Genomic DNA, 19,504 nt, shown 5'->3' with positions numbered 1-19,504 from the left:
GCGATACTACCGCGGTAGGTAGTCATCGCGCAGCATCTTGCGCGCGCGCATCCACGGCGAGGTCCTTCTTCGAGACCTTACCCACCGGCGACAGCGGGAACGCCTCGTAGACGCGCAGGTGCTCCGGGAGCTTGTGACGGGCGAGCTCGAACTGCGCGAGATGCGCAACAAGCCCCTCCAGCGTGAGCGTGGCACCGGGATGCAGCACGACGCACGCGCAGGACTGCTCACCCAGCACCTCGTGCGGCACCGGCACCAGAGCGACGTTCTCCACCGCCGGATGCGTGAGGATCAGGTTCTCGATCTCCTCGGCCGAGATCTTCTCGCCGCCGCGATTGATGAGGTCCTTGATGCGACCGGCCACGACGTAGTTGCCGCTCGGATGCCGCCACATCAGGTCGCCCGACATGTAATACCCGTCGGGCGAGAACGCGCGCGCGTTGTGCTCCGGAGCGTTGTAGTACCCGCGCAGGGTGTACGGTCCGCGTGCCCAGAACTCCCCGACCTCGCCGTCCGGGACGTCGTTTCCGTCGGCATCCACGAGTCGCACCTCGTCATCGGCGCACACCGGCCGGCCCACCGTCTCCAGCCGTACTTCCTCCGGATCGTCCAACCGCACGAACATGAGCATGCCCTCGGCCATGCCGAAGTTCTCCTGCACGGTGACGTTGGGGAACAAACGCGTCGCAGCACGGCGCGTCTCGGGCTGGAGGCGCTGGCCGCCGCTCTGCACCACACGCATGCTCGTCAGGTCGAACCGCTCGGCCGCCGAGTCGTTGATGAGCTTGATGAGCAGTGCCGGCACGACGTGCATGTGGGTGGCGCGGTCGCGCTCAATGCGCGCGAACACGTCGACGGCCCGCGTCGAGGCCGAGAGGGCGACGGTCGCGCCGGCGAACAGGAAGCCCTGCAGCCCTGGACACGCCAGCGGCAGGTTATGCGAGATCGGCAGGACGTCCAGCAGCACGTCGCCCTCCTGCACGCCGCACATCGACACCGCGAGGTGGGAGTTCAGCGCGTAGTCGTTGTGGCTGCGCGGGATGAGTTTGGGGATGCCCGTCGTTCCCCCCGACAGCTGGAACACCGCCGGATCCTCCGGATCGATGCCGGCGCGCAGGCTCAGCAGATCGTCTTCGGTCGCCTGCGGCTCGCGGGCGATAAGGTCGGCGAGCGACAGCACGCCCTCGGCCGCGTCGGTCGCCAGGTGCCAGCGCAGTCTCGGCTGCTCAGCGGCGATCCGACGAAAGATGTCGCGGAAGTCTATGTCTTTCGCCGTCAGCGGCGACGCGAGCGCGACGGCACCGGAAAGACGGACGAACTGCTCGATCTCTCGGAAGCGATGAACGGGAAGCGCCATGATCGGGATGGCGCCGATGCGCTGCAGGGCGAGATAGAGGGCCGCGAACTCATTGCTGTTGGGCACCTGGACGACGACCCGATCGGAGGGTCGGAAGCCCACGTCGAGCAGCGTGCGGGCCAGGCGCGACGACCGCTCGGACAGCTCGCGGTAGGTCCACGTCGACACGTCGTCGATGAGCGCCACCCGGTCGGCGAACGCGGCGAACGCGTCCTCCCAGTGCTCGATCAGAAGCCGATCGTCCCAATACCCTCGCTCCCGGTAGCGGGTCGCGAAGTCTGCGGGGAACCGCGTCACACCGTCCAGCATCAGGCCACCTCCCCGGGGATATCGACGATCTCGAGATCGGGCTCGCGGTGCACGATCAGGTCGTGGACCATCTTCCGCGCCCTCAGGAACCGCGGATCGGCCTTGGTGTCGATCTCGTCCCGCGGTCGCGGGAGGTCCACAACCACCTCGGTGATGACATGGCTTGGGCGTGCGCTGAGGACCACGACCCGATCGGCCAGGAAGATCGCCTCGTCGATGTCGTGCGTGATGAGAACGCTGGTGAGCCCCAGTTCGCGGCTGATCTCCGCAGTCATGAGCTCCAGATTGATACGGGTCTGGGCGTCGACGGAGGCAAACGGCTCGTCCATGAGCAGGACTCGCGGATGGATCGCGAGCGCGCGGGCGATGGCGACGCGCTGCTGCATCCCTCCCGACAGCTGCCAGGGGTAGCGGTCACCGATGTCTCCTAGTCCGACGCGGGAGAGCGACGCCTGCGCGCGCTCTGCCCGATGGCCTCGCGGGAGGCCGTGGAGCCCGAATTCCACGTTTTCCTGCACTCGCAGCCAAGGGAAGAGGCTGCGGTTGTACTCCTGAAAAACCACGCCGAAGCCTTCGGGGACCCGAGCGACCGCGGCGCCGTCGAACGTGACGCCCCCCTGGTCGGGACGGAGGATCCCGGCGAGGCAGCGCAGGAGTGTCGTCTTGCCGCATCCGGACGGGCCGACGATGGCGACGAACTCGCCCGCCCGAGCGGAGAATGACACCGACCCCACCGCGGGGACGGGCACCCCTTTGGTGTCGGGATAGCTCTTGCCGACGTCGCGGACTTCGAGAAGAGGAGCTGCGGTCACGGTGTGCGGCCTTTCATTCCTTCGAACCACGTGAGGGCTCGGCGTTCGACGACGGAGAACAGTGCGGTCAACAGGATGCCGATCGCCCCGAGGATCAGGATTCCCGCGTACATGGTGGTCATCGCGTACAGGCGCTGGGACTGCAGGATGAGGTAGCCGAGGCCGGAGGACGATCCGAACATCTCCGAGACGACCATGACGATCAGCGACAGCGCCAGGGCCACGCGTAGGCCCGTGGCGATCTGCGGAGTCGCCGCGGGCAGGAGTACGCGTCGCAGGATCACGGCGCTTCCCCCGGTGGTGTACACCCGCGCGCTCTCGATGTAGCCGGGCTCGACGCGACGAATCCCGTCCGTCGTATTGAGCAGCACCGGCCAGAACGCGGCGAGGGCGATGATGCCGATCTTCATCGCGTCGGACGACCCGTAGACGGCTACCGCAATCGGAACGAGGACGGGAGGCGGGACGGCTCGGCAGAACTCGAGCGCGGGGCGCGCCCACGGCTCAAGCCAGCGCCACCATCCCAGGATCACCCCCAGGAAGATCCCAGCGATGGATCCCACCACGAAGCCGGCGAGGGTGCGCGCGACGGAGGGCAGCACGTCGGTGAACAGCGCCTCCGAGGTGAGAACCTCGAAGACCTCCGCGAGCACGCTGGTCAGCGGCGGGAACAGCCCGCTCTGATTCAGGGCGCCCGCCAGCTGCCACACCGCCGCAGCGGCCAGGAGCGCAAGCCATCCGGCCCACCGCGGGCCTCGCGAGGAGAGAACCCGGCGGGGACCGGCGAAGGTCGGGGCGATGGTGGCCGCGGTCATCGGCGTCCCTCCGTGGCCTGCTCCTGCCACCCCGCGACCGCACGCTCGACGAACCCGAGGACGATGTTGACCACCACGCCGATCACACCGGTGAGGACGATGCACGCCCACGCGCCGGCCGTGTCCCCCGCCCGCTGCTCGTTGACGAGGAGTTGACCGAGACCCGGGCTGCCGGAGATCAACTCGGCGGCCACCGCCACGACGACGGCCAGGCTCGCGGCCACGCGCAGCCCCGTCGCGATCGAGGGGATCGCGCTGGGCAGGATCACGCGGCGGATGACGCTCATCCGCCCCACATGGAGCGTGGCCGCCGTCTCGACCTGCAGGGGGTCGACTGCACGTACTCCGGAGCGGGTGCCGATCAGCAGCGGCCACGTGCAGGCGATCGCCACGAGGAAGACCTGCATCGCGATCTGGATGCCGAAGGTCACAATGGCGATCGGGACGAGGGCGATAACGGGGATCGGGCGCAAGAACTCGACGAGGCGGTCGAGCGTGCCGTCGGCCCATCGCGACAGTCCCATCGCCAGACCGATCGGCACCCCGATGACCACGGCCGCGAGGAGGCCGAGCGCCCACGCGAGTATGGTCGCGCCGGTGGCCGCGGTCAGCGTGCCGTCAGCAACGCCCGACCCCAGCGCGCGGGCGATGTCGAGCGTGGACGGTACGGAACCCGGCGGCAGGATGCCGGTGAGGCGGGCGAGCTCGAAGACCACCACCAGCGTCGCGAGACCCGCCGCGCCCTTGAGCACGCGGAAGACGCGTCGCCGATCGAGCGATGCTGCGCGCGGCGCAGGATCGACAGCACTCACTGCAGTCATCCGAACTCCTCACTACCGTAGTAAGTAAGTCGATCGTAGCAGTCCCACGGCACGCGTCAACGCCGAGAGTGCATCGTGTCGCCGAACCGGCACCAAGTTCGGTGCACTTTCGGCGAGGCGATGCACTCTCGCGGCGGGGGCTACCGGTCGCGCGACCCTCGGACGTCGTCAGCGGATGCGTCGGGGTCGTCCCCGGCCGGGGGCAACAGCACCGGGCGGTCGACCGTCTTCTGCATCTGAGCGGGGTCGACGGCCAGAAGCAGCAGCGCCACGACCACCAGCACGACGATGAAGGTGATGCCTGCCACGATCGCCCCCATGACCAGGGCGCGCTGCTGCTGATCGGCGGGACCCGCCTGGAAGAAGCCCATCGTGACGATCGTCACGATGCCGGCGAAGACGGCGGCGATGAACGCGAGGCCCAGGAGCTGGACGGGGCGCAGGAGGTCCCGGCGAGACGCGCGCTCACTCATGCTCCCACCCCTTTCTGCCCGGCCGTGGACGCGGCATCCGCATCGGAAGCCCGTCCGTCGGAGCGGCGCGGCGAGAACCCGGCGATCCCGAGGAAGACGGCCAAGACGGCGGCGTAGCCTCCGAAGATGCCGACCGCGATGGTCGTCCCGGTGAGCGTGAAGGACTGGGCGGCCTCATCGACGTAGTACTGCAGGGCGTACCCCGGCTGCACGAGGAGCACGCCCACGGCCAGGACGAGCGTGACGATCCCCGTCGTGAGGAGGTCTCGCGGACTCCCGAGCGACGACGTGACGCCGTCGCGGCGGCCGCGCGCGCCGACGACGATCTCGACGACTCCGGTGGTCACGGCCCACGCCACGAGGACGATGAAGAGCATCGCGGTGCCGCGCCACGGCGCGATCCCGGCGACCATCCCGGCCGCCAGCGACAGGAACGCCAGCAGGACGGCGGGCGCGCGGTGCCCGGCGGGGGAGATCAGCCACGCCGCGAGAGCGAAGACGAAGCCCGTCGCGATGGCGAACCCGCTGAACACCGCGAGGCCGACGGCCGCCGAGTGGTCGGGCGAGAAGGTCACCATGATCGCGGCGATCGCGGCGAACAGCGCACGAGCGAGCTGCAGGTGATGCAGCTCGAAGGCGCGGGCGGGCGATGCGGTCACGATGGATCCCGGAAGAAGCGAAGAGTGGATGCTCCCAGTCTAGGTCGTGCGCCCGCCCGCACCCCGTGCGGGTCGTCAGGTTCGGGCTCCGCCCCGTCGGGCGAAGGCTGCGACGGCCGCGCCCGCGACGGAGAGGAGGGCCGCTCCGGCGAACAGCCACGCGAACCCGCCGGTGACGGCCACGTCCGCAGCGGCGCCGGACTCCACGAGGGAGTCCGTGCGCATCGCGGCGACCGTCGCGAGAACGGCCAGCCCGATGGCGCCGCCGACCTGCTGGCTGGTGTTGATGAGCCCGCCTGCCAGTCCGGATTCGCCGCCGGTGACGCCGTCCACCGCGAGCTGCGTGATCGTCACGAACGCGCCGCCGAGGCCTGCCCCGATGAGGATCGTCGGGCCGAGGAGCGATGCCAGGAACGCCGCATCCGCCGGCGCGATCATGAGCCATGCCAGGCCCGCAGCGACGACGAGGAGCGAGGCCACGAGTGTCCACCGGGCGCCGATCCGGGCGATCATGAGCGGCACGGTGCCGGCGGTGATCACGAGCGCGCCGGCGAGGGGCAACTGGCTGAGTCCGGCGGCGAGCGCGTCGTAGCCGAGCACGGACTGCAGGTACACCGAGAGGGCGAAGAACAACGCGACCATGGCGCCCCCCGCCAGCAGCATCACGAGGTTGCCGACCGTGAGGTTACGGTTGCGGAAGACCGAGAGCGGGATGAGCGGCGCGGCGGTGCGACGTTCGATGAGAACGAAGGCGATCCCGAGCGCGAGGGCCCCGGCGGCCAGGAGCAGCGTCAGCGGGGCCGTGAACCCGACGCGCTCGACGGCGCTCAGTGCGCCGACGGCCGCCACGAGCGCGCCCGTGATGGTGACGGCGCCCGGCAGGTCGAGCCGTTCGCGCACCTCGAGGACGTCACTGCTGACGAGCACCGGGATGGCCGCCAGGACGAACAGTCCGATCGGGACGTTGACGAAGAAGACCGCCGGCCACCCGAATGCGGCGGTGAGCACTCCGCCCAGGAGCACCCCCGCGGCCGATCCGATGCCGGCGACGCCGCCCCACACTCCCAGGGCTCTCGTGCGCTCGGCGGGGTCGGGGAAGAGCTGCGTGAGAAGAGCCAGCGCGGCGGGCGCGAGAACGGCCGCGGCGGCCCCCTGAGCGGCGCGGGCGGCCAGCAGCATGCCGCTCGTGGCAGACAGACCCGCGATCGCCGAGGCGAGCACGAATCCGGCGGTCCCGATCAGGAACAGCCGCCGGTGCCCATACCGGTCGGCCAGCCGCCCTCCTAGCAGCAGCAGCCCGCCGAACGGCAGGACGTAGGCCGTGATGACCCACGCGAGGGCGGGGGTGTCCATGCCGAGGTCGCGGCCGAGCACCGGGAGGGCGATGTTCACGATCGAGGCGTCGAGGACGACGAGGAACTGCGCGAGGGCGAGGATGCTGAGGGCCAGCCACCTCCGCGTGCTGCGGGCGGTGGGAGCGGATGCGGTGAAAGTCATGCGATGTCCTTTCTCGAGAGTGATTACTCACTCACTTGCGCGGCCGGCGAAGATCCCGTCGGCAGCGGTCGACGATCAGTCGGGGTGGCGGATGCCGTGGGCGAGGATGTCCGCCCACGCGGCGGGGATCTCGTCGATGCCCGTGGCGACGATGAGGTGGCAGAGCTGTCCGTACGCGACGAATCGCTGGATCGCGTCGTCGTCGGCGCGCGATCGCTCCTTCGCGAAGAGGGTGACGCGCTGGAGCCCGGAGCGCAGCGCGTCGCCGATCTCCGGAATGTCAGCGGCGGACTGCGCGTGCACCTGCATCCGCAGCAGCCGCCGGTCCCGCAGGAGCGAGGCGTACGCCTGGCCCATCGCGTCGAGCACCGCGTCGGGAGACTCGTCGCCGGCAGCATCCGCCCCGGCTTCGATCGCGGCGAGGATCTCGTCGAAGCACGTCTCGAGCGCCGCGACGAACAACGCCTCCTTGCGCGGGTAGAGCTTGAAGACGTACGCGGGGGAGATCTTGGCCGCCTGCGCGACGGTGGCCACGGTCGTGCCGTGGTAGCCGCCGGCGGCGAACTCCCCCAGGGCAGCGGCGGCCACGCGGGGGCGGCGCAGGTCGGCTGTGGAGAGAACGGCACCCGGTCGAGTCATGTGAGTGACTATACGCTCACTTGCTGTGATCGTCCAGTCACTCACCGGATTCTCAGGAGCCCGGTTTGAGGAACATGAGAACGAGCACGGTGAGCCAGAGAACGTTCATGAGGCCGGGATAGGTCATCGCTCGGCGGCGGGCGGCGGGGTCCGTCGGTGGAGAGGCGAGCAGGGCAGCCTGCAGGGGGATGATCTTCGCCGTCAGGACCAGACCACCGAGGGCGACGAGGCCGATCGCCAGGAGCACCCACAACTCTCCCAGCCGCCCCAGCAGGAGCGCGAGGAAGAATCCTGCCAGCGGAGGGATGATCGCGAGACGCCCGTAATACCGCGTGATGCGGTGCATCGCGACGGCGGCGGGGTGCCCTCCGCGGTCGGCGAACTCGACCGCCGCCTCACCGGTGGCGTATCGCGGGAAGACGCTCGCCGAGACTGTCACCCCGCCGATGAACACGATGGCGGATGCGACGTGGAGGATGAGGAGCACGTAGTTCATGGGATGACCGCCCGCTCACTTCGCCGGATCCACGGGCTCGCCGTCCGGCCCGATCACGAGCCACACGCCGCCGTTGAGGTAGGTGTCCTGCCCGCGGTGCTCGCCGGGCGTCCGGTCGGCGGCGTACCGGTAGAGCGGCCATCCGCCGTAGGTCACCACCTCGCCTCCGGCCGGGTTGGGGAGGGTGCCGATCAACTCGGTCCGCACGCCCTCGCCGGCGTCTGGGAGGGCGTCCTCCTTCGCCGCCAGCGGGGGCCAGTTGGTCGCGCAGGTGAAGGTGCAGCTCACGGCCTCCTGCGCGTCGGGGAGGAAGACGTAGAGCACATTCCCTTCGCCGTCGACGAGCACTTCTCCGAGCTCCCCCGCGTCCAGAAGCGACAGCTGCGCCGCGCGCGCGGCGTCCCCCTCCACATCGGGCGCGGCGCACGCCGACACCGCGAGGACGAGCGCCCCCGCGAGGAGCGCGGCAGCCAGGCGGCGACGAAGCGCCATCTCACGCTCCGATCACGTCGAGCAGTTCGAGCGGTTCGACGCGCCGCCCCGTGAAGAACGGTGTCTCCTCGCGCACGTGCAGACGGGCCCGCGTGGCGCGCAACGTGCGCATCATGTCCACGAGGTCGACGGGGTCATCGGCCTCCAACGGCAGGATCCACTCGTAGTCGCCCAGCGCGAACGCCGACACGGTGTTCGTGAGGACGGACCGGTACGCCGCCCCTGCGCGCCCGTGCTCGGCGAGCATGTCGCGCCGCTCCTCCTCGGGGAGGACGTACCACTCGTAGCTGCGGACGAATGGGTAGACGCTGATCCAGCGGGCGGGGGCGATCCCGCGGAGGAACGCCGGTACGTGCGACCGCGTGAACTCGGCCTCGCGGTGCACGGCGAGCGCGTTCCACACCGGCGCGAGAGAGGAGAGCACGCGCGTCCGCCGGAGCCTGCGCGCGGCGGTCTGCAGCTCCGCCGGATCGCCGCCGTGCAGCCACACCATGACATCCGCGCCCGCACGCAGGCCCGAGACGTCGTACCAGCCGCGGAGCGTGACGCCGCGCTCGGCGAGAGCGTCGGTCTCACCGCGCAGGGCCGCGATGTCGGCTTCGTCGAGGACGGGCCGGGAGCGGTCGAGGGCAAAGACGTTCCACAGGGCGTAGGCGGGGCTGTCTGCGTGTGGAGCGGTCACGGCGGTCCTCATCTTCCGGTTCGGGGCGGGCTTTCCCGTGATAACTTACAGGTAACCTGCAAGTGGAGGATCCGTGTCATCACCTCTCGCCCAAAGCGGCACGGCAGTGCTCGTGGTCATGCGCGTCGTCTCGACGCTCGAGCTGGTCTCGCTGCTGGCGATCCTGACCAACCGATTCACCGTCCACATCCCGGCGGTCACCTCCACCGGGGGCCCGGTCCACGGCGTGCTCTACGTCTCGACCGTCGTCTTCGCGCTGCTGCTTCCCTTCCCTCGGTCGGCGAAGTGGCTCGCGGTCGTGCCGGGGATCGGTGGCCTCCTCGCGCTGTGGCAGGCGGGTCGCGTCGCGCGGCGCGAGCGGGAGCGCCCGCTCCCGCCACGGCGCGCAGGCCGGGCCGGGCCGCTGACCGCGGCGGAGCGCGACGGCGCCGCGGTGCTCGTGGACGGTGCCGTCGCGCGCCTGTCGAAGGCCGCCACCGTCGGCCCGCTCTCCTTCGCCGCGCCACGCGGGCGCATCACGGGCATCATCGGCCCCAACGGCGCCGGCAAGACCACAGCGCTCCGGATGATCGCGGGTCTCGTCGCTCCGCTGCGCGGCACCGTCCGCGTCGGCGGGGAGGGACCGACCGACAGAGTGGGGGCTCTTCTGGAGTCGCCCGCCTTCCTGCCGAGCCTCACGGCACGGGCGAACCTGCTCGTGCTCACGCGCCTCGCCGGGTGGGGCCCCGCTCACGCGGACGAGGCGCTGCGGCGTGTCGGGCTGGAAGCGTCGGCCGACGCGCGCGTCGCCACGTTCTCCCTCGGCATGAAACAGCGCCTGGGCTTGGCGGCGGCGCTCCTCGGGTCGCCGAGCATCGTGATCCTGGACGAACCCACCAACGGGCTGGATCCGCGCGGGGTCGCCGAACTGCGGACGTTCCTGCGCGCGCTCGCGGACGACGGGGTCACGATCCTCGTCTCCAGCCACGCGCTCGACGACGTGCACGACATGAGCGACCACCTCGTGGCGGTGGACGCCGGCGAGGTCTTCTTCGCGGGCTCGCCGGCGGCGATGATCGCGTCACAACCAGCGACCATCCGATGCACGGTCAGCGACGCCGGCGATCTCGACGCCGTCGAGCTCGCCGTCGTTCGGGCCGGCTTCGCCGTGCACGCGCGGACCGACCGCAGCGTCATCGTGGCGGCGGAGGCGGATGCCGGTCCCCGCCTCAACTCCGCGGTGTGGGCGGCGGGCGTGGTGTTGGCCGAGATCGCCCCGGAGCGACCGAGTCTCGAGGAGGTCTTCCTCGCCCTGACCGCCCCCGGCCCGGATGCCGCGGCCGACTCCCCGGAGGTCCTCACATGATCCACGCCTTCCGCTCCGCCTGGACGATGCTGCTGCGCCCCGCCATCGTGTGGCCCGCGCTCGGCGCCATCGTGGTCTTCTCCGCGATGTCGATCGCATTCACGTTCAGCACCGCCGCCGCGCCCGGCGGCTCACGCCTGACCGATCCCCCCACCGTGCTGGCCGACTTCGCGGCATCCGACGCGCTGGCTCAGATCATCGCGCGCCCCATCATGGTGCTGGGGATCGTCGTCCTCGCGGTGTCGATCCTCCACGTCACCGGGCAGTACTCCAGCGGCCTCATCCGCGTCCTCTTCGTCCGGCAGCCGCGCCGCGTGGTGTGGCTCGCGGGCAACTGGCTCGCCGTCGCGGTCGCGGCGGCGATGGCTAGCGTCGTCGCCGCGGGCGTCGCCGCCGTGACAGGGATCATCTGCGCGCGGGCATGGGGTGTGGACACGAGCGCGTGGGGGGCCGGCGTCGGCGAGGCGCTGGCCGCGGCGGGGAACCTCCTTCTCGGCATGGTCGCGTTCGCTCTTGCCGGGAGCGTCGTCGCCGTCTGGCTGCGCAGCGCCATCGCCGCTCTGGCGGTGGGGCTCGTGTACGCGCTGTTCGAGAACATGATCAGTGCGGCCTCGCCTGTCGGCCGTGGCCTCCTCCCCGCCTCCGCCTTCACCACCGTCGCCTCGTCGGGGCTGAACGGCACGCCGTACCTGCCCTCCCTGCTGGCGACCGCACTGATCCTGCTGGCGCTCCTCGTCGCAACGGCGGGCCTCGTCCGCACGCGCGACGTCACCGACTGATGGCCGAGCACGACGCCACGCGGCGCGGATTCCTCCTCGGCGGTGCCGCAACCGTCGGCGCAGCAGCTGCGGGCCTACTCGTCGGCACGCAGATCGCGCGCGAGGCGACGCCCGATGCGCCCGAGCCCACCCCCGCGACCCCGGCGACGGTCGACTTCTACGGCGACCACCAGGGCGGGATCGCCGACGCCACACCGACGCACGCCGCGTTCATCGCGTTCGACCTCGCCCCCGGCGCGGGGGTCGCCGTACTGACGGACGTGTTCAAGCGCTGGACGGCGATGGGCGCCGCCCTCGCCGTCGGCGACACCGGCGCCGACCCGACGAGCATCAGCGCGGGGTCCGATCCCGGCCTGTTCACCCTCACGGTGGGGCTCGGGAGTTCGGGCCTCGATCGCCTCGGCATCGCCCGGCCTCCCGCGCTGGTGGACCTGCCGCTGTTTCCGGGCGACCAGCTCGACCCCGCCGCGTCGCACGGCGACGTGTTCGTGCAGTTGTGCTCGAACGATGCCGTCTACCTCGGGGGGGCGGTGCGGGCGATCCGCGGTGCGGCCGCCTCGGCGCTCGTTCCGCGGTGGCAGATGAACGGGTTCCGCGGTGCGCGGGCCGCCTCTTCCGCGACGAACGGGCGCAACCTCATGGGCCAGATCGACGGGACCAACAACATCGCCGTCAGCCGCCGGAGCGCCGGCCCGCCGCTGTGGGTCGACGCAAGCGAGCCGAGCTGGATGACCGGCGGCACCTATGTGGCGGTCCGCCGCTTCCGGATGCTGCTGAACGACTGGGAGTCTGCGACCCCCGACGCGCGCGACCGCGCCGTCGGCCGTCACATCGACACCGGCGCGCCGCTCGGCGGCTCGCACGAGAGCGACCCGGTCGACCTCGAGGCCACGACGCCGTCCGGCGTGCCGCAGATCCCCGCAGACGCGCACATCCGCCTTGCTGCGCCACGTCGCGACGCCGGCGAGGAGATGCTCCGGCGCTCCTACTCGTACACCCGCGGACAGACGGCCGCGGGTGAGGAGGACGCGGGGCTCCTGTTCGTGTCGTACCAGCACGATCCGCGGACGAGCTTCCTCCCGGTGCAGCAGCGCCTCGCCGAGTCCGACGCGCTCAACCGCTTCACCGTGGCGACATCGAGCGCCCTGTTCGCCATCCTCCCCGGCGTGAGCGGACCCGACGACTGGTTCGGCCGAGCCCTGCTGGCCTGAGCCGCGCGGCGGGGCCACCGGGTCAGGACCGCGCGGCAGGGTCGCCGTGTCAGGACGGCGCGGCAGCCTCCTCGCGACTGCGGCGCAGCGCCGCCGCCCACGCGACGAGCGCGGCCGCGGTATCGCGCTCGTAGTCCTCGACGAACGCCGTGCGATCGATCTCGGCGATCATGCGATTCGCCGCATCCAGGGCCTCGCGTCCGCGCGGAGTGAGCTCGATGACCGCGGCTCTGCCCTGCCCCCGCGAGCCCACCGTGGCCACGTAGCCCTCGTCGGTCAGGGCATCCATGACCGGGTGCAGGCTCTGCACCTTGATGCCCGCCCGCCGTGCGAGCGCGCTGAAGGAGATGCCGGGCTCGCGGCGCAGATGTCCGAGGACGCCCAGGCGCCGCATCGACAGCCCCATCGCCTTCAGCTCCGCTTCCACGCGCGCCTCCAGGCGGCGGCCCAGGAGGATCATCATCATGACGGGACTCGGCGCCGGCACGTCCGGTCGTGGCGCGTCAGGGTTGCTCACGTCGACATCCTCCCTGAGATCGAATCGCCCCAGTATACGGACTTACAGGTAGACTGCAGGGCATGGCGGCAGACATCGGAGCAGCGCTCGCCTCCGCACCCGCCGACACCGGCCGTCCTGGCCGCATCCGCTCACGACTGCGCGCCTTCGGCGTCCTGACGAAGCCGCGCGTGCTCGAACTGCTGCTGGTGACCACGGCCCCGATGATGCTCCTCGCGGCGGGCGGTCTTCCAGACCTGTGGCTGTTCGGAGCCACGATGATCGGCGGCGCGGCCAGCGCCGGCGCAGCGTCGTCGTTCAACATGTACCTCGATCGCGACATCGATGCGCGGATGACCCGCACCGCCGGCCGGCCACTGGTCACCGGGGAGATCAGCCCCCGCTCCGCACTCGTGTTCTCGTGGGCGCTCGCGGTCGGCTCCACGCTGTGGTTCTGGGTGCTGGTGAACCCCACGACGGCGCTGCTGTCAGCGTTCGCGATCTTCTTCTACGTCGTGATCTACACGATCCTGCTCAAGCGCCGCACGACGCAGAACATCGTGTGGGGCGGTATCGCGGGGTGCTTCCCGGTGCTCATCGGGTGGGCCGCGGTGACGGGGACGCTCGCCTGGCCGCCGGTGGTGCTGTTCCTCGTCGTCTTCTTCTGGACGCCCGCCCACTACTGGCCGCTGTCGATGCGGTACGGCGACGACTACCGCGCGGCAGGGGTGCCGATGCTCGGCGCGGTGAGAAGCACGAGCGCGGTCGCGCTGCAGGTCCTGATCTACGCCGTGGCCACCGTCGCCTGTTCGCTCGCACTCATCCCCGTCGCCGGCATGGGGGTGCTCTACGTCGCGGCCGCCCTCGGCGCGGGCGGATGGTTCTGCTTCGCGGCCGTGCGGCTGCTGCTGGACGCGCGGAGCAGTGGTCGAGAGCCTCGTCCGATGCGCGTGTTCCACGCGTCGAACATCTATCTCACCCTGCTGTTCGTCGCCGTGGCCGTCGACCCCCTCCTGCCCTGACCCGCCGGACGAAAGAAGGACCGCATGACCGCTGCCACCGAGATCGAGCTCCGCGTCGACGGAATGACGTGCGAACACTGCGAACGCGCCGTCACGCAGGAGCTGCTCCGCATCGACGGTGTCGAGCAGGTGCGCGTCGACGCGCCGCAGGGGCTCGTGTGGGCGGTCGTGGCGGGCCGCGCGCCGAGCGACGACGAGTTCGCCGCGGCGATCGACGAGGCGGGGTACGACCTCGTGTCGGCTCCCACGCCGACGGCATGACGGCAGCGCCGGTCTCCGAGCCGCGGGCCGCTCCGGGAGCAGATCGCCCGCTGACGCGGCGCAGCATCTCCGGGGTCACGATCGTGGTGGCGACCGCCGCGCTCCTCGCGCTGGGGGTGCCGTGGCTCACCGTCGCGGCCACCGGCAGCGCGCCCTACGAGGTCATCCGCACGGGCTTCCCGGGGTGGGACGTCGCGCTCCTGACCACCACGGCGAACGTGATCGCGGATGCCTCCGCGACCCTGACCGTCGGCGCGCTCGCCACGCTGCTGTTCGTGCGCGCGCGGCCGCGTCGCGCCGCGGCCGTCATCGACGAGGGGATCGAGCTCACCGTCCTGCGCGCGGCCTCCGCGACCTGGTCGCTGTCGGCGGCGGCGATGGTCGGCCTCGAGCTGTTCGATGCGAACGGTGTGGCGCCGGGCGCTCTCACTCAGGGACTCACGGTCGAGTCGGCGCTGGGAGGCGGCCTGTCGGGCATCGGGTACCTCTTCGAAGCCAGTCAGCATCCGCAGGCGTGGGCGGTCACCTTCGTCGCGGCATCCGTCGTCACCGTGGCGAGCATGTTCGCGCGTCGCTGGACCGGCCTGCTCATCCCGGCCTGGGCTGCCGGCATCGGCGTGCTCGCACCGGTCGTCGTGGGCCAGATCCTGGTCGGTCCCCAGCACGACTTCGGCAGTGACGCCGGCGCCGCCCAAACGCTGGCGATGGCGACGGCTTCCGGCGTGATCGCCGTGGCGGCGGTCCGCGTCGCGACGGGCCGGGTGATCGACCCGACCGCTCTTCGGCGGCTGTCCCTGTGCGTCGGCGTCGCCACCGGCCTCTCCGTCGCCGCCGACGTCGTGCTCGCCCTGTTCAAGCTGCAGGGCGCGTTCGCTTCCACGTCCCTGACCGCCGTGCAGATCGCGGCGCGGATGCCGGCACTGCTCGCGTTGTTCGCCGTCCTTCTCGCCGCGGCCCGCAGGTGGCGGCGCGGGCGGCTCACCGACCGGAGCGTCGCGGGGCTCCTCGCCGCGGCGACTCTCGCCTCCGCCTGGTGGCTCGGCTGGACGGTCGCGATGACCCGGATCCCGCCGCCGCAGTACTTCGTGCCGACCACCATCGCGCAGAACTTCCTCGGGTTCGATGTCGACGCCGCCCCCACCGTCCTCGTCCTGCTGACGCAGTGGCGGCCCAATCTCCTCTTCGTCGCGCTGGGGATCGCCGGCATCGGGGTGTACGTGTGGGGCGTCCGCGCGCTCCGCCGACGCGGTGACCCGTGGCCCGTCGGCCGCACCGTCGCGTGGATCGCCGGATGGATCGTCGCCGTCGTGGCCACCAGCTCCGGCTTCGGCAAGTACTCCGCGCCGGACTTCGGCGTCCACATGATCGTCCACATGTCCCTCAACATGCTGGCCCCGCTGCTCCTGGTCCTCGGCGGCTTCGTCACCCTGATGCTGCGCGCCACGGCGACCGGCGGCTCCCGGGCGGCGGGTGTGCACGAGTGGCTCACGCAGGCGCTGCAATGGCCGGTGCTGCGATTCCTCTACCATCCGCTTCTGGTCTTCGTCCTCTTCGTCGGCTCGTACTACGCGCTCTACTTCAGCGGTCTGTTCGAGACGATGGTGCGCTACCACTGGGCGCACCAGGTGATGAACCTGCACTTCCTCCTCGTCGGCTACCTCTACTACGGCCTCGCCGTGGGCGTCGACCGGCCGCCGCGGCCTCTTCCGCACGTCGGCAAGCTCGGCTTCGTCCTGGCGGCGATGCCCTTCCACGCGTTCTTCGGGGTCATCCTCATGACCAGTTCGCTCCTGGTCGCCGAGGACTTCTACCTCTACCTGCGCCTCCCGTGGGCAGACCTCCCGGCCGCGCAGTATCTCGCCGGCGGCGTGGCATGGGCAGCGGGCGAGTTGCCGCTCATGCTCGTGGTGATCGTCCTCGGCATCCAGTGGTCGCGACAGGACGAGCGCCAGAGCCGGCGCACCGACCGGCATCTCGACGCCGGTCTCGACGACGAGTTCGACGAATACAACCGGATGCTGGCGCGCCTGTCCGTCCGCCGGCCATCGCTGCATCCGGCGCCCCCTGCATCCGACGGCGACGCGAAGGAACCCGCCCATGACCGCGACTGACCGGCCGACCCTGGAATACACCGAGTTCGACATCTCGGGCATGACGTGCACGGCGTGCGCGCGACGCGTCGAGCGGGCGCTCAACAAGCTCGACGGCGTCTACGCGAGCGTGAACTACGCCACCGAACGCGCCCTGGTGAGCGCGGCGACGGTCGACGCCGACACCCTCATCGCGCAGGTGGAATCGGCGGGATACGGCGCCCACGTGCACGACCCGGAGGACGACGAATGGTCGCGGCGGGCGGGCGACATGCGCGTCACGTCTCTGCGTCGCCGTCTGATCGTGGCCGCGCTCCTGACCATCCCGCTGATGGACATCACGATCGTCTTCGCCCTCGTTCCGGGGTGGCGCTTCCCCGGCTGGGAGTGGCTGTGCGTGCTCCTGGCACTGCCGGTCGCCACGTGGGCCGCGTGGCCGTTCCACCGTGCGACGCTGCGGAACCTCCGCCACCGCGCGGTCAGCATGGACACGCTCGTCTCCCTCGGCATCGCGGTGTCGTTCGGCTGGGCGGTGGTCACGCTGGCGTTCGGTCTCGACGGCCCGGCGTACTGGATCGGCTTCGGGGCGGCGCCCGACGGCGCCGATGCGATGTATCTCGACGTCGCGGCGGGCATGACCACGTTGCAGCTGGCCGGGCGCTACTTCGAGTCGCGCTCGCGCCGCAAGGCCGGGGACGTGCTCGGCGCGCTCAGCCGCCTCGCGGTGCGGGAGGCCCGCGTGCTCCGGGACGGCCGTGAGGTGATCGAGCCGATCGGAGCACTGCGCCCGGGCGACACCTTCGTCGTGCTCCCCGGCGAGACCCTCCCCGCCGACGGCGTGGTGATCGCGGGGTCGGCGTCGCTGGATGTCAGCACGATGACGGGGGAGCCGGTGCCGCGCGAGGTCGTGGCCGGGGACGCGGTCCTCGGCGGGACGATCAGCACCGACGGGCGGCTGGAGGTGCGAGCGAGCTCGGTCGGGGCATCGACGCAGCTCGCCCAGATGGCCGCGCTCGCTGAGCGGGCGCAGTCGCGCAAGGCCGATGTGCAGACTCTCGTCGACCGGATCACGACCTTCTTCGTCCCCGCCGTCATCCTCCTCGCGGCGGCGACCTTCGGAGGCTGGCTGCTGGGCGGCGCGCCGCTGCAGCAGGCGATCGGCACCGGCATCGCCGTGCTCATCATCGCGTGTCCCTGCGCATTGGGGCTCGCGACGCCGACGGCGCTCATGGTCGGCGTCGGCCGCGGGGCGAGCCTCGGCATCCTCGTCAAGGGCCAGGAGGCGCTGGAGGCCAGCGGCCGGATCACCACGGTCGTCCTCGACAAGACCGGCACGCTGACCACGGGGCGGATGAGCGTCTGGGAGACCATCCCCCTCGCCGAGGCATCGGCATCCGAGGTTCTGAGCGTGGCCGCCGCCGTGGAGGAGGGCTCGGAGCATGCCCTGGCCCGCGCCATCGTGCAGGCGGCCGCCGCGAACGGCGCGGCGGCGCCGCCGACGGCGCAGTTCCGGGCGATGCCGGGGCTCGGAGCGAGCGCCGTCGTCGCCGGCCGCCGAGTGGTCATCGGCAATGCTCGGCTCCTGGGCGCCGAGGGCATACCGACGGATGCCGCGCACCCTGTCCTCGCCCGCGCATCCGCCGACGGCCACACGCCGGTGCTCGTCGCCGAGGACGACGTGCTGATCGGCGTGATCACGGTCGCCGACACCGTGAAGCCCGATGCCCGTGCCGCGGTCTCCGCGCTGCACGCGCAAGGGCTCGAAACGATCCTCCTCACCGGCGACACCGCCGCTGCCGCCCGGCGCGTCGCCGACGAGGTCGGGATCGCGACAGTCTCGGCCGGGGTGCTCCCGACCGAGAAGGCGGCCTTCATCGAGCGGCTGCAGGCCGAAGGGAAGGTCGTCGCCATGGTCGGCGACGGGATCAACGACGCCGTCGCGCTCTCCGCAGCGGAGCTGGGACTCGCGATCGCGACCGGCACCGACATCGCGATGCGCTCCGCCGACATCATCCTGGTGCGCGACGACCTGCTGGCCGTCCCCGACGCCGTCGCCCTGGCACGCCGCACCCTCCGCACGATCCGCGGCAACCTGGTGTGGGCGTTCGGCTACAACATCGCCGCGATTCCGCTGGCCGCGGCAGGGCTCCTCAACCCGCTCATCGCCGCGGCGGCCATGTCGCTGTCATCCGTGCTCGTCGTGAACAACAGCCTGCGGCTGCGGAGCTTCTCCGGCGCGAGGGGTCGCTCCACACCGCACGACCCGCCCGCACACGGCACGAACTGACCCCTCGCGACGACACCAGGGCGGCCTATGCGCCCAGCGCCTGGAAGGCGCGGCGGGCGATCTCCGCGACGAGCTCCTCCGACGCGCCCGCGGAGTCGGTGAAGATCGCGAGACTCCCGAGCACGGCATCGCCGTAGAAGAGGATGGCGACGTCGTTCACGGCGCCGTCGCCGCTGGAGCCGGTCTTGTGCCGGAGGTCCAGACCCGCCGGCGCCGTGGCCGCGATGCGGCGGCCGTCCCGGCCGGGCAGCCAGGCCCGCAGCTGCGTCGTCCCGGAGGGTCCGAGTGCGCCCGGGAGCGCCAGCGCCAGGCGCCCGAACGCTTCGGCGGTCGTGGTGTCGAGGTCGCCCTCGCGCTCGTTCATCGCCGGCTCGTATCGGTCGAACCGGGTCACGTCGTCGCCGAGTCCGCGAACGAACGCGTTCATCGCCGGCAGGCCGCCGACGGCGTCCAGGAGCAGGTTCGCCGCCGTGTTGTCGCTCGTGCGCGCGGTGGCCTCGCTCAGCTCGGCGATCGTGGCCATGCCGTCGGCATCCGCCGATGTGACCGGCGAGTATCCCCTGACGTCGGACGGTCGCCACGAGAGCGGCGCGGTCAGCTCGAGCCGGCCCTGCGCGTGCGCGGCCAGGACGAGGGCGGTGAGGGGCAGCTTCATCGTCGAGCACATCCGCAGCCGGACCTGCGCGTCGTGGACCACCGTCGCGCCCGCGAGCGTCCCCCATACCCCGAAGCTGCCGGCGGGCAGGTCGCTCAGGTCCAGCGCGACAGGCGCCGCGGATGCGACCGGCTCGGCGGACGAAGCGGTCGGGGACGCCGAGAGCGGGGAGGGCGAGGTCCGGGAGGGCGACGGTGCGCACGCGGTGAGGGCCAGGGCTGTCGCGCCGAGAAGCACGGCACGGCGGGTGAGCGGTCGAGACATAGAGCCTCGAGCTTACGTACCCCCGTGTCGCCGTCCAACACC

The 19,504-nt window shown here is 71.3% G+C and carries 20 protein-coding genes; 7 read left to right on the top strand and 13 right to left on the bottom strand.

What is annotated here, in order from left to right; all coding sequences use genetic code 11:
* Window positions 1–22 precede the first annotated feature (22 nt).
* From ACTU3I_RS02540 to hemQ, 11 genes are all read right to left on the bottom strand, one after another.
* On the bottom strand, window positions 23–1,666 hold the full coding sequence (locus tag ACTU3I_RS02540) for a (2,3-dihydroxybenzoyl)adenylate synthase (protein WP_442924037.1): 1,644 nt from the start codon (window positions 1,664–1,666) through the stop codon (window positions 23–25).
* A complete protein-coding gene (locus tag ACTU3I_RS02535) occupies window positions 1,666–2,478 on the bottom strand; it encodes an ABC transporter ATP-binding protein (protein ID WP_442924036.1) in 813 nt (270 codons plus the stop codon). Before ACTU3I_RS02535 ends, ACTU3I_RS02540 begins: the two co-directional genes overlap by 1 nt.
* Window positions 2,475–3,293 (bottom strand): ABC transporter permease, encoded by an 819-nt coding sequence (locus tag ACTU3I_RS02530; RefSeq protein ID WP_442924035.1) that lies wholly within the window; start codon window positions 3,291–3,293, stop codon window positions 2,475–2,477. Before ACTU3I_RS02530 ends, ACTU3I_RS02535 begins: the two co-directional genes overlap by 4 nt.
* Window positions 3,290–4,114: an ABC transporter permease gene (locus ACTU3I_RS02525; RefSeq protein WP_442924034.1), complete on the bottom strand. Its 825-nt coding sequence runs from the start codon at window positions 4,112–4,114 to the stop codon at window positions 3,290–3,292. The genes ACTU3I_RS02530 and ACTU3I_RS02525 overlap by 4 nt, the downstream gene beginning before the upstream one ends.
* Window positions 4,115–4,254: 140 nt before the next feature.
* A complete protein-coding gene (locus ACTU3I_RS02520; protein WP_442924033.1) occupies window positions 4,255–4,587 on the bottom strand; it encodes an amino acid transporter in 333 nt (110 codons plus the stop codon).
* Entirely contained in the window at window positions 4,584–5,246 is a 663-nt protein-coding gene (locus tag ACTU3I_RS02515) for an acyl-CoA synthetase (protein WP_442924032.1), read from the bottom strand. The genes ACTU3I_RS02520 and ACTU3I_RS02515 overlap by 4 nt, the downstream gene beginning before the upstream one ends.
* A 75-nt stretch (window positions 5,247–5,321) precedes the next feature.
* Complete coding sequence (locus tag ACTU3I_RS02510; protein WP_442924031.1) at window positions 5,322–6,743, bottom strand: MFS transporter; 1,422 nt, start codon at window positions 6,741–6,743, stop codon at window positions 5,322–5,324.
* Between the two features lie 75 nt (window positions 6,744–6,818).
* Entirely contained in the window at window positions 6,819–7,382 is a 564-nt protein-coding gene (locus tag ACTU3I_RS02505) for a TetR/AcrR family transcriptional regulator (protein WP_442924030.1), read from the bottom strand.
* A 52-nt stretch (window positions 7,383–7,434) separates the two neighbouring features.
* Window positions 7,435–7,878, bottom strand: coding sequence for a hypothetical protein (locus ACTU3I_RS02500; protein ID WP_442924029.1), 444 nt, complete (start codon window positions 7,876–7,878; stop codon window positions 7,435–7,437).
* A gap of 15 nt (window positions 7,879–7,893) precedes the next feature.
* Window positions 7,894–8,370, bottom strand: a complete 477-nt coding sequence (locus tag ACTU3I_RS02495) for a COG4315 family predicted lipoprotein (protein ID WP_442924028.1) — start codon at window positions 8,368–8,370, stop codon at window positions 7,894–7,896.
* Between the two features lies 1 nt (window position 8,371).
* Window positions 8,372–9,064, bottom strand: a complete 693-nt coding sequence (hemQ, locus tag ACTU3I_RS02490) for a hydrogen peroxide-dependent heme synthase (protein WP_442924027.1) — start codon at window positions 9,062–9,064, stop codon at window positions 8,372–8,374.
* Window positions 9,065–9,125: 61 nt separating this feature from the next.
* Between hemQ and ACTU3I_RS02485 the strand changes: the two genes are divergently transcribed.
* From ACTU3I_RS02485 to ACTU3I_RS02475, 3 genes are read left to right on the top strand one after another with little or no spacing between them, the layout of a single operon-like run.
* Window positions 9,126–10,397: an ABC transporter ATP-binding protein gene (locus ACTU3I_RS02485; RefSeq protein ID WP_442924026.1), complete on the top strand. Its 1,272-nt coding sequence runs from the start codon at window positions 9,126–9,128 to the stop codon at window positions 10,395–10,397.
* A complete protein-coding gene (locus ACTU3I_RS02480) occupies window positions 10,394–11,176 on the top strand; it encodes a hypothetical protein (protein WP_442924025.1) in 783 nt (260 codons plus the stop codon). The genes ACTU3I_RS02485 and ACTU3I_RS02480 overlap by 4 nt, the downstream gene beginning before the upstream one ends.
* Window positions 11,176–12,387, top strand: coding sequence for a Dyp-type peroxidase (locus tag ACTU3I_RS02475; RefSeq protein ID WP_442924024.1), 1,212 nt, complete (start codon window positions 11,176–11,178; stop codon window positions 12,385–12,387). Before ACTU3I_RS02480 ends, ACTU3I_RS02475 begins: the two co-directional genes overlap by 1 nt.
* A gap of 49 nt (window positions 12,388–12,436) precedes the next feature.
* Here ACTU3I_RS02475 and ACTU3I_RS02470 read toward each other — a convergent pair whose 3' ends face one another.
* Window positions 12,437–12,904: a MarR family winged helix-turn-helix transcriptional regulator gene (locus ACTU3I_RS02470; RefSeq protein WP_442924023.1), complete on the bottom strand. Its 468-nt coding sequence runs from the start codon at window positions 12,902–12,904 to the stop codon at window positions 12,437–12,439.
* Between the two features lie 62 nt (window positions 12,905–12,966).
* On the opposite strand from ACTU3I_RS02470, the gene ACTU3I_RS02465 reads away from it, so the two are divergent.
* Genes ACTU3I_RS02465 through ACTU3I_RS02450 form a run of 4 tightly spaced genes read left to right on the top strand, consistent with a single transcriptional unit; the run spans window position 12,967 to window position 18,543 of the window.
* Window positions 12,967–13,905 (top strand): heme o synthase, encoded by a 939-nt coding sequence (locus ACTU3I_RS02465; protein WP_442924022.1) that lies wholly within the window; start codon window positions 12,967–12,969, stop codon window positions 13,903–13,905.
* 24 nt (window positions 13,906–13,929) lie between these two features.
* The gene (locus ACTU3I_RS02460) at window positions 13,930–14,166 is read left to right on the top strand and encodes a heavy-metal-associated domain-containing protein (protein ID WP_442924021.1); all 237 of its coding nucleotides are present in this window, start codon (window positions 13,930–13,932) and stop codon (window positions 14,164–14,166) included.
* The gene (locus ACTU3I_RS02455; RefSeq protein ID WP_442924020.1) at window positions 14,163–16,277 is read left to right on the top strand and encodes a cytochrome c oxidase assembly protein; all 2,115 of its coding nucleotides are present in this window, start codon (window positions 14,163–14,165) and stop codon (window positions 16,275–16,277) included. The genes ACTU3I_RS02460 and ACTU3I_RS02455 overlap by 4 nt, the downstream gene beginning before the upstream one ends.
* Window positions 16,264–18,543: a heavy metal translocating P-type ATPase gene (locus ACTU3I_RS02450; protein WP_442924019.1), complete on the top strand. Its 2,280-nt coding sequence runs from the start codon at window positions 16,264–16,266 to the stop codon at window positions 18,541–18,543. The genes ACTU3I_RS02455 and ACTU3I_RS02450 overlap by 14 nt, the downstream gene beginning before the upstream one ends.
* A gap of 25 nt (window positions 18,544–18,568) precedes the next feature.
* Here ACTU3I_RS02450 and ACTU3I_RS02445 read toward each other — a convergent pair whose 3' ends face one another.
* Window positions 18,569–19,462 (bottom strand): serine hydrolase, encoded by an 894-nt coding sequence (locus ACTU3I_RS02445; RefSeq protein ID WP_442924018.1) that lies wholly within the window; start codon window positions 19,460–19,462, stop codon window positions 18,569–18,571.
* Window positions 19,463–19,504 lie beyond the last annotated feature (42 nt).

It is taken from the genome of Microbacterium sp. RD1 (genome assembly GCF_052220165.1).
Taxonomy (GTDB): domain Bacteria; phylum Actinomycetota; class Actinomycetes; order Actinomycetales; family Microbacteriaceae; genus Microbacterium.
This window is presented reverse-complemented; position numbering and strand designations above follow the sequence as displayed.

What these genes read in the sequence shown, in the direction of transcription:
- ACTU3I_RS02540 (WP_442924037.1), bottom strand. Translation starts at nt 1,666, where the DNA reads ATGCTGGACGGTGTGACGCGGTTCCCCGCAGACTTCGCGACCCGCTAC.
- ACTU3I_RS02530 (WP_442924035.1), bottom strand. Translation starts at nt 3,293, where the DNA reads ATGACCGCGGCCACCATCGCCCCGACCTTCGCCGGTCCCCGCCGGGTT.
- ACTU3I_RS02525 (WP_442924034.1), bottom strand. Translation starts at nt 4,114, where the DNA reads ATGACTGCAGTGAGTGCTGTCGATCCTGCGCCGCGCGCAGCATCGCTC.
- ACTU3I_RS02520 (WP_442924033.1), bottom strand. Translation starts at nt 4,587, where the DNA reads ATGAGTGAGCGCGCGTCTCGCCGGGACCTCCTGCGCCCCGTCCAGCTC.
- ACTU3I_RS02510 (WP_442924031.1), bottom strand. Translation starts at nt 6,743, where the DNA reads ATGACTTTCACCGCATCCGCTCCCACCGCCCGCAGCACGCGGAGGTGG.
- ACTU3I_RS02505 (WP_442924030.1), bottom strand. Translation starts at nt 7,382, where the DNA reads ATGACTCGACCGGGTGCCGTTCTCTCCACAGCCGACCTGCGCCGCCCC.
- ACTU3I_RS02500 (WP_442924029.1), bottom strand. Translation starts at nt 7,878, where the DNA reads ATGAACTACGTGCTCCTCATCCTCCACGTCGCATCCGCCATCGTGTTC.
- ACTU3I_RS02495 (WP_442924028.1), bottom strand. Translation starts at nt 8,370, where the DNA reads ATGGCGCTTCGTCGCCGCCTGGCTGCCGCGCTCCTCGCGGGGGCGCTC.
- hemQ (WP_442924027.1), bottom strand. Translation starts at nt 9,064, where the DNA reads ATGAGGACCGCCGTGACCGCTCCACACGCAGACAGCCCCGCCTACGCC.
- ACTU3I_RS02480 (WP_442924025.1), top strand. Translation starts at nt 10,394, where the DNA reads ATGATCCACGCCTTCCGCTCCGCCTGGACGATGCTGCTGCGCCCCGCC.
- ACTU3I_RS02475 (WP_442924024.1), top strand. Translation starts at nt 11,176, where the DNA reads ATGGCCGAGCACGACGCCACGCGGCGCGGATTCCTCCTCGGCGGTGCC.
- ACTU3I_RS02465 (WP_442924022.1), top strand. Translation starts at nt 12,967, where the DNA reads ATGGCGGCAGACATCGGAGCAGCGCTCGCCTCCGCACCCGCCGACACC.
- ACTU3I_RS02460 (WP_442924021.1), top strand. Translation starts at nt 13,930, where the DNA reads ATGACCGCTGCCACCGAGATCGAGCTCCGCGTCGACGGAATGACGTGC.
- ACTU3I_RS02455 (WP_442924020.1), top strand. Translation starts at nt 14,163, where the DNA reads ATGACGGCAGCGCCGGTCTCCGAGCCGCGGGCCGCTCCGGGAGCAGAT.
- ACTU3I_RS02450 (WP_442924019.1), top strand. Translation starts at nt 16,264, where the DNA reads ATGACCGCGACTGACCGGCCGACCCTGGAATACACCGAGTTCGACATC.
- ACTU3I_RS02445 (WP_442924018.1), bottom strand. Translation starts at nt 19,462, where the DNA reads ATGTCTCGACCGCTCACCCGCCGTGCCGTGCTTCTCGGCGCGACAGCC.